Origin of the sequence: Gaetbulibacter sp. M235 (genome assembly GCF_043876835.1) — a bacterium.
Classification (GTDB): Bacteria; Bacteroidota; Bacteroidia; order Flavobacteriales; family Flavobacteriaceae; genus Yeosuana.
The window spans coordinates 199,842-211,255 of sequence record NZ_JBAWJZ010000001.1 but is presented as its reverse complement, the minus strand read 5'-3'; the positions used below and the strand labels follow the sequence as shown (position 1 = coordinate 211,255).

Sequence of the window (11,414 nt, the reverse complement as noted above, 5' to 3'; positions counted from 1 at the left end):
ATAGTTTTCGTTAAAAGTGCTATAAATTAATAGTGTAAAAGTAACGTAATATTTATTTTAGCTAAAATTCTTATTTTATTTCATGAAGATAATCTCATATAACGTAAATGGTATCAGAGCTGCAATTAACAAAGGATTTCTAGATTGGTTAAAAAGTGCCAATCCAGACATGATTTGTTTACAAGAAATTAAAGCTTTGCAAGAGCAATTGGATTTAGACCTTTTTGTTGAAGCAGGTTACAAATATAACTATTGGTTTAGTGCTCAAAAAAAAGGATATAGTGGTGTAGCTATATTAAGCAAAATAAAACCAAATCATGTTGAATATGGCACAGGAATTGCATCAATGGACCATGAAGGACGAAATCTTAGAGCTGATTTTGATAACTTTTCAGTGATGAGCTTGTACTTGCCAAGCGGTACAAATGATGACCGTTTAGACCATAAATTAGAATACATGGATATGTTTCAAGAGTATATTGATACACTTAAAAAAAAGATTCCAAATTTAATTATTTGTGGCGATTATAATATTTGCCATGAAGAAATTGATATTCATAATCCAAAAGGATTAAGTAATGTTTCAGGGTTTTTGCCGGTTGAAAGGAAATGGATTGGCAGTTTTATTGATAGCGGATTTATTGATTCTTTCAGACATTTAAATAAAGAGCCTAACAATTATACATGGTGGAGTTATCGAGCGAATTCAAGAGCTAATAATAAAGGTTGGCGATTAGATTATGCTATGGTTTCAAAACCATTACAAGAAAAAATCAAAAGAGCCGTTATATTGTCAAATGCAGTTCATAGTGATCATTGCCCCATTTTAGTAGAAATAGAAAATTAATTTAAAACGAACCAAAATCAGAACTTAAAAAATGATAAAAAAGATTTCATTAGCAGTAATAACTTTAGCACTTGTAGCATCTTGTGTGTCTCCTAAAGTTTATAAAGAATTAGAAGGGAAGTATACCAATTTAAAACAAGAAAACAGAAAACTATCAGAAGAAAATGAATCGCTTTTAAGTGCGAAAACAGCTGCTGAAAATGAACTAAAGCAACTACAATCTGCATATGATGAAGCAGTTGCTGAGCGCGATAGATTACAAAGCGACTATAATGCAGCTAAAGCCAATTTAGATAATTTAAAAGCTTCTTATGATGCTTTAGAAAAGAATAGTTCTGCTGCCATTGCAGCCAATTCACAAAAAAACAGAGAACTATTGGCACAATTGGAAGCTAAAGAACAAGCCTTAGCTGCAGAAAATCAACGTTTAGAAAGTCTTAAAAAAGCATTAGAAGATCGCTCTAACAGAGTAGCGGAACTTGAAAAAGTTATTGCCGATAAAGACGCTGCAATGACTGCTTTAAAAAATGCGATTTCAAGAGCCTTAACCGATTTCGAAGGAAAAGGTTTAACCGTAGAACAACGTGACGGAAAAGTGTATGTTTCTATGGAGAATAAACTATTGTTTAACTCAGGAAGTTGGGCTGTTGGAACTGAAGGGAGAAGAGCTGTACAGCAATTGGGAAGTGTGTTAGGGCAAAATCCAGACATAGCTGTGTTGATAGAAGGACATACCGATAATGTGCCTTATAAGGGTGACGGACAATTAAGTGGTAACTGGGATTTATCTACAAAACGTGCAACGGCTATTGTAAATATTCTTAGAGAAAATGCTGCTATTAATCCTGAGAACTTAACTGCTGCAGGACGAGGAGAGTTTGCGCCTATAGCCACAAATGATACAGCAGAAGGAAAAGCAAAAAACAGACGTATTGAAGTTATTTTAACACCTAAGTTAGATGAACTTTCAAAGTTGTTAAAAGACAATTAACACCAAATCTTAATAAAGTATTAAACCTTTCAGTTACCATATAACTGAAAGGTTTTTTTATCTTTAAACTTTAAAAATAAATTCAAATTCATGAAATATACATTACTTCCTAATACCAATATAAAAGTCAGTAAAATTTGTTTAGGCACCATGACCTGGGGAAATCAAAACACTGAAGCAGAAGGTCATGCTCAAATGGATTATGCCCTTGAAAAAGGAGTTAATTTTTTTGATACTGCTGAAATGTATCCGGTTCCAGCATCACCCGATACCCAAGGTAGAACCAGTAAGATTATTGGAACCTGGTTTAAAAAAACGGGTAACAGAGATAATGTTGTTTTAGCAAGTAAAATTATTGGACGTTCTAGTGATTATTCAGCTCATATCAGAACCACAGGGATTACTTCAGATTCAATAAAGGAAGCGGTTGATAAAGAATTGCAAAGATTACAAACCGATTATATTGATTTATATCAAATTCATTGGCCAGAGCGTTTAACGAATACGTTTGGTATAAGAGATTACAAGCATGACCCAAATGATGAATGGAAAGATAATTTTAATGAAGTACTTCATTCACTTGAAGAGCAAATAAAAGCTGGAAAAATTCGTCATATAGGTATGTCTAATGAAAAGGCCTGGGGAGCGATGCGTTATATTGAAGAATCAAAAAAAGGTTTACCTAGAATGATTACCATTCAAAATGCATATTCCTTAATAAACAGAGTTTTTGAAGGCGATATGGCCGAAGTTTCTATAAGAGAGAACTTAGGATTATTAGCATATTCACCAATGGCATTTGGAGTCTTGTCAGGAAAATATATAAAAGGAACAGCTGGCCCAGATACCAGATTAAAACTGTTTCCTCGTTTTGCAAGATATAGTAGTGAACAGTCAACCGAAGCAGCCAAACGTTACTTAAAAATTGCAGAAGATAATAATTTGTCCTTCGCGCAGATGAGTTTAGTCTTTGTAAACCAGCAACCTTTCGTTACCAGTAATATTATTGGTGCTACAAGTTTAGAGCAATTAAAAGAGAATATAGGAAGTATTAACATTACTCTTAATAATGATATTTTAAATCAAATTGAAGCTGTTCATGCTGCAATTCCTAATCCAGCTCCATAGTTTCATTATGTAAATCTTAATAAAATTATATGTAAATTGGAACACTTAATAAATTTGATAATTTTATGAAATGGCAAGGCAGAAGGCAAAGTTCTAATGTTGAAGACCGTAGAGGTCAAGGTAGTTCCGGACAAGGAATAGGAGGATTTAATCCTATGTTATTGAGACCATTGGTTAAAATTCTTTTTTCAAAAGTTGGGCTATTTATTGTTGGGCTTTTTTTGATAATATCATTAGTTATGGGCAAAAACCCACTAACTTTAATCAGTCAGTTTTTAAATGGAGGCACTTTGCAAACAGAGTCTTCTGTACCATATAAGTCTACAGCGAAAGAAGAAGAATTAGCCGATTTTAGTAAAACAGTTTTGGCGGATACCGAAGATATATGGAATAAGCTTTTAGATAATTATAGAGAACCAACCTTAGTGCTTTTTACAGGTTCGGTGTCTTCAGCCTGTGGTTCTGCTTCTAGTTCTACAGGACCTTTTTATTGTCCGGGTGATGAAAAATTATATTTAGATTTAAGTTTCTTTGATGATATGGAAAGACAGTTGAATGCACCAGGAGATTTTGCCCAAGCCTATGTGATAGCTCATGAAGTTGGTCATCATATTCAAAAAATTACTGGGATTACAGATAAAATGCAACGATTAAGAGGGCAAGTCAGTCAAACAGAATACAATAAATATTCGGTTAGACTCGAGCTTCAAGCCGATTTTTTAGCAGGTGTTTGGGCGCACTATTCTCAACAAATGACAAGCATGATGGAATCTGGTGATCTTGAAGAGGCTTTAAATGCTGCTAATGCCATTGGTGATGACCGGCTTCAGAAGCAATCTAGTGGTAGAGTGGTTCCAGACTCATTTACACATGGTACTTCTGCGCAGCGCATGAGATGGTTTAAAAAGGGATTTGATACTGGGGATTTATCGCTAGGTGATACTTTTAGTGCTACTTCGTTATAAGAGTTATTTTTTAAGGTATTTAGATAGATTTACGCTGTCTTGTCATACGCAACCGCTAAGTTCTGCTTAGTGACGGTAAGAGTTAGTATTAAAATAAATTAATTCTATAATTTTGAAGCTAGGACTGAACTCCGCAATAGCGATTGCAGCGGCATCCTTTTTAAAAACATAAATAAGCCGTCATTACGAGAAGGCACGATGAAGTAATCTCTTAGAAATAATGAGATTGCCATAGGTAATTAAAAATCACCTTCGCAATGACGTTTTTTAAAAAGATATAGCGGAAAGCGCGGTGCTTTAGCAATTGCCCAAATTCTCGATATATTAAATAGATTGCCACGTCCTTCGTCCTCGTAATGACATTTAAAAACAAAAAACCCGCTAATTCTAAAAATAGCGGGTTTTTTAATTATTTAATTTGTTTACCATTTTTATCAAAAAAATGATATTCTAAATATGTGTAAGCATCTCTTGGTAAAACTTTAACCCATTTTTTGTGTTCAAAAAACCATTTTGAACGTGTTGATGGAAAACCTTTTGTTAAAAAGGCCGCTATAAAAGGATGTGTGTTTAAAGTCAGCTTCTTATAGTCTTTTTTTAATAGTTGTTCTAGGTCGTGTGTTATTTTAGACACAATTCCTATAGGTGCTTCAACCTCAGATCCGTTAATAATTGCATCGGGGTTTTCCTCTTGCGTTTTTATATTCATCTCTGGGCGAACGCGTTGTCTAGTAATTTGTATCAATCCAAATTTACTTGGAGGCAATATTTTATGCTTTGCTCTATCATCTTTCATTTCGTCACGAAGGTGATTAAACAGCTGTTGCCTGTTATCAGCATTGGTCATATCTATAAAATCTACTACTATAATGCCGCCCATATCACGCAAGCGTAATTGACGAGCTATTTCTGTAGCAGCTATAATATTCACTTCTAATGCTGTGTCCTCTTGGTTATTGGCTTTGTTTGATCTGTTTCCGCTGTTTACATCTATTACATGTAATGCTTCTGTATGCTCTATAATTAAATAAGCACCCTTAGCCATTGAAACTGTTTTACCAAATGAGGTTTTAATTTGTCTTTCTATCCCAAATTTTTCAAAAATGGGAACATTTGCTTGATACAACTTAACTATTGATTCTTTGTTTGGTGCAATTTCTTGCACATAATCTTTAATTTGAATATAAAGCTCTTCATCATCAACATGAATACTTGTAAAAGTGTCATTAAATATATCTCGTAACATGGACGAGGCTTTATTCATTTCTCCTAGTACTTTACTTGGTTGATGGGCTTTATTTAATTTTTTACACATTGCTGTCCAACGACTTAGCAAATTTTGTAAATCTTTATCTAGTTCGGCTACTTTTTTGCCTTCTGCTACTGTACGAACAATAATTCCAAAACCTTGTGGTGTGATACTTTTTACTAATCGTTTTAATCGGTCTTTTTCTTCTTTACTTTCTATTTTTTGAGAAATAGAAATACGATCAGAAAAAGGAACTAAAACAATGTATCTACCAGCTATAGAGAGCTCAGAACTTATTCTGGGGCCTTTAGTTGATATGGGTTCTTTTACTATTTGTACTAATAGCGATTGATTTGATTTTAAAACATTAGCAATGCTTCCGTCTTTATCAATATCTTTTTCAAATGGGAAATTTTTTAAAGAAAAATCTTTTAGTTTACCTGTGCTTACACTTTTTGTGAATTTTAAAAGGGAAGGAAGTTTTGGACCTAAATCATGATAATGCAGAAATGCATCTTTTTCATAGCCAACATTCACAAATGCGGCATTTAGACCAGGAACAGCTTTTCTTATTTTGGCTATAAACACATCACCAACAGAAAAGTCGTTACTTTCTTCATCTTTTTGTAATTCAATAAGTTTTCCATCTTTTAATAAGGCAAAATCAACATCTTCTGAACTAGATCGAATAATCAATTCTTTATCCATTAAGTTAATTTTTATCCATACAATTAAGTACAGATGGATTATACATTATTTTCACAGGATTTTTAATATCCGTGGAGTTCATAAAACACCAAAAAGTGCTTAAAATTTTAATGAACTCATTTCAAAGAACGTTTTTTGTTTTTACCAAAAAAAAGTAGCTTATAGAACTACTTTTTTTGGCTTATTTTTTCTTTTTGTGACGATTAGCGCGTGCACGTTTTTTACGTTTGTGCGTTGCAACCTTATGTCTTTTACGTTTTTTACCGCTTGGCATAAATTATGTTTTTTAAATTATTAATATAATGTTTTTATTTAACGTCAACATTTGTTTTTACGCCTTCAACAAAAACTTTTGCTGGTTTAAAAGAAGGAATATTGTGTGCAGGAATTTTTATTGTAGTATTTTTTGAAATATTTCTACCTGTTTTTTCTGCTCTTGTTTTGATAATGAAGCTACCAAATCCTCTTAAGTAAACATTATCTCCACTTTCTAATGAAGTTTTTACTTCGTCCATAAATGATTCAACAGTTGCTTGAACATCACCTTTTTCTATTCCTAATTTTTCAGAAATTTTTGCTACTATATCAGCCTTAGTCATTTTTAATATTTTATTTTAGTTACTATATAATTTAAGGGGATGCAAATATAGGAATTTAATATTCAATATTTCAAACCTAAATCATTAAAATTTAAGATTATAAACGTTTATTTTTGCGTTTGGTATAAAAACAATAATGATATTTTCAAAAATATTAAATCGCTGGTATTCAAATAATAAGAGAGAACTTCCTTGGCGACTTACTAAGAGTCCTTATTATATATGGTTATCTGAAATTATTTTACAGCAAACACAAATTAAGCAAGGGTTGCCTTATTATGAGGCGTTTATAGAAGAATTTCCATCAGTTTTTCATCTTGCAAAAGCTAAAGAAAGTCAGGTTTTAAAGTTATGGCAGGGGTTGGGTTATTATTCTCGCGCCAGAAATTTACATGCTACTGCCAAATATATTGTTGAAGAATTAAAAGGTGAATTTCCAAACAACTATAAAGAACTTTTAAAATTAAAAGGAGTTGGTGATTATACGGCAAGTGCCATAGCATCCATTTGTTTTAATGAGCCAACAGCTGTGGTCGATGGTAATGTGTATAGAGTTCTATCACGCTATTTTGGAATTGATACACCTATAAATTCTTCAAAAGGAGCAAAAGAGTTTAAACAATTGGCGCAAAAACTAATTGATAAAAAGAATCCAGCCGATTTTAACCAGGCTATTATGGAGTTTGGTGCTGTACAGTGCAAACCTCAAAATCCAGATTGTAAAATATGTCCATTTAAAAATAACTGTATTGCATTTAATGAAAATAGAATAAATGAATTACCAGTAAAAATTAAACCGAATAAAGCTGTTAAGAAATATTTTAATTTTTTGGTCATCATTTCAAAAAATCAAAAAACAATTCTTGAAAAAAGAAAGGTTAAAGGTATTTGGCAGAATCTTTACCAGTTTCCATTAATTGAAACATCTAGTGAAATAGATTTTAAAGAATTTCAAACAATTATTAAAGAACAAGACTTGTTTGAACAAATAGAGTTTGAGTTATCATTATATAATGAAGATGTAATAATCCATAAGCTTTCACATCAACATTTGCACACTAAGTTTTGGATTGTTAATGTTGAAAATTTAGAGGAAGCAAAAATCCCCATTAGTGAGATACATCAATATCCAGTACCTATTTTAATCGGTAATTTTATTGAAAGTTTTAATTTTTAGATGTTTAGTACTTAAATCATATTTTTTTATTAATTTTAAAAAAATGAGAAGCAATTAATTAATTTTGCTTTTTAAATTCAACAAAATTTTATGTCTGGAACATTAAATAAAGTAATGCTTATTGGTCATTTAGGAGACGAAGTAAAAATGCACTATTTTGAAGGAGGTGGTTGTGTTGGTCGTTTTCCGTTAGCAACCAATGAAACTTACTTGAGCAAACAAACAAATGAACGTGTTACAAATACAGAATGGCATAATATTGTGGTAAGAAACAAAGCTGCTGAAATTTGTGAAAAATATTTAAGCAAAGGAGATAGAATTTATGTTGAAGGAAGACTGAAAACCAGAAAATGGCAAGATGAAAGTGGAAATGAAAGATATTCTACTGAAATTCAATGTACAGACTTTACGTTTTTAACTACTAAAAAAGAAAGTGAAGGACAAATGTCAAGCAAACCAGCAACTCCAAAACAAATTGAAAATCAACAAATGGCTAACGAGCCTATTGGAGAAGAGGATGATGACCTTCCATTCTGATTGTTTAACTAATACTATAATATTTGGATCCCGATCCCCCGAGTTTAAAGGCATTATTTTTTACAACTGATTTTTCAGTTGTTACGGGCATTGCTTTGTTGTTTTTATTACTGTTTTTTTCAGCGCTTATTTCTGGAGCAGAAGTAGCATTGTTCTCTCTCACAAGAACCGATATTGATGAAGGACTAGAAGCAAAATCCAAGCGCATCCAAATCATTTCAAGGCTTTTAGAGCGTCCTAAAAAATTACTGGCAACAATATTGGTTGCGAATAACTTTATAAATATAGGTATCGTTATTTTGTTTGCTTATTTAGGAGAATTTATGTTTGAAGGCATAACATCTGTTATTTTAAGATTCATTCTTGAAGTTGTAATTGTTACCTTTTTAATATTACTTTTTGGTGAAATACTGCCTAAAATATATGCAAGCAGAAATAAGGTGAAGTTTTCAACATTTATGGCATATCCATTACATGTTTTAGATATTCTTTTTTCACCGTTAAGTTTGCCAATGCGTAGTGTTACTATTGCTATTCAAAACAAATTAGGTAAGCAAAAATCAAATCTTAGTGTAGATCAATTATCACAAGCATTGAGGCTTACAAGTGAAGATGATACCACAAAAGAAGAGCAAAAAATATTACAAGGTATTGTGTCTTTTGGAAATACAGATACAAAACAAGTTATGCGTCCCCGAATTGATATTTTTGCTTTAAGTGTCGATCAAAAGTATACAGAAATAATGGAAGAAATTGTTGAAAATGGCTATTCCAGAATACCTGTTTACAAAGATAATATTGATAAAATTCAAGGCATCCTTTACGTGAAGGATTTGCTGCCATATATTGAAAGAAAGCAATTTGACTGGACAACTTTATTACGCGAACCTTTTTTTGTGCCTGAAAACAAAAAGCTTGATGATTTGATGGCAGAATTTCAAGAAAAAAAAGTGCATCTTGCTGTTGTTGTTGATGAGTATGGAGGAACATCAGGATTGATTTCTTTAGAAGATATCATTGAAGAAATTGTAGGAGACATAAGCGATGAGTTTGATGATGAAGATTTAAAGTATTCAAAGCTTGATGATCATAATTTTGTGTTTGAAGGCAAAACGGCTCTTAAAGATTTTTACAAGATTATAAAAGTAGAAGATGAAACTGTTTTTGAAGAAAATAAGGGAGAAGCAGAAACCGTGGCAGGGTTTGTTCTAGAAATCTCAAAGAATTTTCCAAAACTGAATAGTAAAATAAATTTCAAAAATTACGTTTTTACTATTGAAGCTTTAGATAAAAAGCGCATCAAATTTGTAAAATTCACTAAAACAGAATGAAGCAGTTTTATTTTTTAAGTTTAATATTTGTTTTTTGTATAGCATGTAATGATGATATTGTTCCTAAACCCAAAGGCTATTTGCGGTTACAATATCCAGAGGCAAATTATATAAAAACAGAAGTTAATGCAGTGCCTTTTTCTTTTGAGGCAAATAAGTTAGCTAATAAAATTACTTCTAAAAATCTTAAAAGTACTACTCAAAGCTATGCTATAAACATTGAGTATTCTGAGCTAAAGGGAACCATATATTTAACCTACAAATCAATAGATAATAACCGAGATAATTTGATAGCTTTCTTAAAAGACGCACAAAATTTTACCCAAAAGCATACTAGTAAAGCCGATGAAATAAATGAAAATGAATATATTAATAAGCTTAATAATGTATATGGTATGTTTTATGAAGTAGGTGGGAATGCTGCATCACAATCACAATTTTACCTAACAGATAGTACCCAACATTTTTTAACTGGTTCTTTATATTTTTATGCCAAACCAAATTATGATTCTATTTTTCCTGCTGCAAAATATTTGGAAAAAGATATAAGGCATATCATGGAAACTGTTAGATGGAAATAAAAAAAGCTTCTCATTTTGAGAAGCTTTTTTTATATGTTTAAACAATTATTATGCTTTAGATTTATTAGCACAACAAGATTTTTGACCGTCTTTTGCACAAGCCATTTTTTCAGCCTCAGTTTTATTGGCACAATTTGCTTTACAAGCTTCAGCTTTTGCTTTGCAATCCGCACAATCTTTTTTTGTACAGTCTGGGTTGCATTTAGCAGTACATTCTTTGTTAGCGGTAGAAAAGGCATCAACGGTTTTCATATCGCTTACCTTGTAAATATCAGCCACTTTTGCCACTGTTTCTTCAAGAGAAGCAGGTGTGACTTTAGCTTCATTATATTCAACCATGGCTAATTTACGATCAAAATCTACAGTTGCAGATTTTACACCATCCATTCCAGAAATTTTCTTTTCAATAGTTTTAGCACAACCTATGGCGCAAGTCATACCTTCAATGGTGAATTCTGCTTTTGCATAAGTAGCATTCGGATCAGTTTCTTTTGTAGCATTTGAAGCATTCTCAACTTCAATGGTTTTAACTTCAGGTTTCGTTTCGTTTTTACAGCTAACAGAAAACAAAACCACAACTAAAATAGCTATGATGTTTTTAATGGTATTCATTTAAATTAAAATTAAAAAATTATCTACAAAAATACTAAATAATGGGGTTTTAATATTACAAACACACTTTTTATTGCTCAAATTAATTTAATAATTGAAAATGATTTAAAGTATTGTAAACTATTCATTAGCAAACTTTTAAAATTATATAAATTATTTTATCTAATTTATTTTTCTGATATTTAATAAAACAATTGAAATAATTATGAAAAAAATAATCCTTCCCATTAGATATGGTCTTGTTACAAGCGCCATTTTAATTGCTTATTTTTTGGTGTTAGCAATGTTTGACAAACAAACGAATCCTGTTTATAGTTTCCTTAATGCTGGAATTACAACCTATGGTATTTATGAAGCAGTTCGGATTTTTAAATTGGAACAAAAAGAACTCTTTAATTACACAAATGGATTTACAACAGGGCTTATTACAGGCGGAACAGCAACTATTGTGTTTACGTTTTTCTTTTTGTTTTATTCAACCGAAGTAAATCAAGATTTTCTTCCCCAATTATTAAATTCTTTACAGGGAAACTTTGATATTAACAATGGTATGGTAACCTTTATTGTAGCCATTATGGGCTTTACAACTACTGTTGTTGCAACCTTAACAGTAATGCAATTTTTTAAAAACAGTGGAAATATTCCCCAAAAAAAATAAAACGTTTGTAAATTAATTTATTAGCAGTATA

The 11,414-nt window shown here is 31.5% G+C and carries 12 protein-coding genes; 9 read left to right on the top strand and 3 right to left on the bottom strand.

All coding sequences use genetic code 11. The features are described 5' to 3' along the window. Positions 1-82 precede the first annotated feature (82 nt). The 4 genes from V8G69_RS01015 (at position 83) to V8G69_RS01000 (ending at position 3,931) form a co-directional block, all read left to right on the top strand. Positions 83-847 (top strand): exodeoxyribonuclease III, encoded by a 765-nt coding sequence (locus V8G69_RS01015; protein WP_394879819.1) that lies wholly within the window; start codon positions 83-85, stop codon positions 845-847. 31 nt (positions 848-878) lie between these two features. Beyond that, positions 879-1,838 carry an OmpA family protein gene (locus V8G69_RS01010; protein ID WP_394879818.1) on the top strand — a complete coding sequence of 320 codons (960 nt, stop codon included), beginning with the start codon at positions 879-881 and terminating at the stop codon, positions 1,836-1,838. 90 nt (positions 1,839-1,928) lie between these two features. Next, a complete protein-coding gene (locus V8G69_RS01005; protein ID WP_394879817.1) occupies positions 1,929-2,966 on the top strand; it encodes an aldo/keto reductase in 1,038 nt (345 codons plus the stop codon). 65 nt (positions 2,967-3,031) lie between these two features. Then, complete coding sequence (locus V8G69_RS01000; protein WP_394879816.1) at positions 3,032-3,931, top strand: neutral zinc metallopeptidase; 900 nt, start codon at positions 3,032-3,034, stop codon at positions 3,929-3,931. A 409-nt stretch (positions 3,932-4,340) separates the two neighbouring features. On the opposite strand, the gene V8G69_RS00995 is transcribed toward V8G69_RS01000, so the two are convergent. Both V8G69_RS00995 and V8G69_RS00990 read right to left on the bottom strand, forming a co-directional pair. Beyond that, positions 4,341-5,888, bottom strand: a complete 1,548-nt coding sequence (locus V8G69_RS00995) for an Rne/Rng family ribonuclease (protein WP_394879815.1) — start codon at positions 5,886-5,888, stop codon at positions 4,341-4,343. A gap of 308 nt (positions 5,889-6,196) precedes the next feature. Then, positions 6,197-6,487 carry an HU family DNA-binding protein gene (locus V8G69_RS00990; RefSeq protein WP_394879814.1) on the bottom strand — a complete coding sequence of 97 codons (291 nt, stop codon included), beginning with the start codon at positions 6,485-6,487 and terminating at the stop codon, positions 6,197-6,199. Between the two features lie 136 nt (positions 6,488-6,623). Between V8G69_RS00990 and mutY the strand changes: the two genes are divergently transcribed. The 4 genes from mutY (at position 6,624) to gldD (ending at position 10,113) form a co-directional block, all read left to right on the top strand. Beyond that, a complete protein-coding gene (mutY, locus tag V8G69_RS00985; protein WP_394879813.1) occupies positions 6,624-7,664 on the top strand; it encodes an A/G-specific adenine glycosylase in 1,041 nt (346 codons plus the stop codon). Between the two features lie 90 nt (positions 7,665-7,754). Next, positions 7,755-8,201 (top strand): single-stranded DNA-binding protein, encoded by a 447-nt coding sequence (locus V8G69_RS00980; RefSeq protein ID WP_394879812.1) that lies wholly within the window; start codon positions 7,755-7,757, stop codon positions 8,199-8,201. 23 nt (positions 8,202-8,224) lie between these two features. Further along, positions 8,225-9,532, top strand: coding sequence for a gliding motility-associated protein GldE (locus tag V8G69_RS00975; protein WP_394879811.1), 1,308 nt, complete (start codon positions 8,225-8,227; stop codon positions 9,530-9,532). Continuing rightward, positions 9,529-10,113, top strand: a complete 585-nt coding sequence (gldD, locus tag V8G69_RS00970) for a gliding motility lipoprotein GldD (RefSeq protein ID WP_394879810.1) — start codon at positions 9,529-9,531, stop codon at positions 10,111-10,113. The genes V8G69_RS00975 and gldD overlap by 4 nt, the downstream gene beginning before the upstream one ends. Before the next feature lie 48 nt (positions 10,114-10,161). On the opposite strand, the gene V8G69_RS00965 is transcribed toward gldD, so the two are convergent. Continuing rightward, on the bottom strand, positions 10,162-10,725 hold the full coding sequence (locus tag V8G69_RS00965; protein ID WP_394879809.1) for a heavy-metal-associated domain-containing protein: 564 nt from the start codon (positions 10,723-10,725) through the stop codon (positions 10,162-10,164). A gap of 205 nt (positions 10,726-10,930) precedes the next feature. Between V8G69_RS00965 and V8G69_RS00960 the strand changes: the two genes are divergently transcribed. Then, a complete protein-coding gene (locus V8G69_RS00960; RefSeq protein WP_394879808.1) occupies positions 10,931-11,383 on the top strand; it encodes a DUF4199 domain-containing protein in 453 nt (150 codons plus the stop codon). The last annotated feature ends 31 nt before the right edge of the window (positions 11,384-11,414 follow it).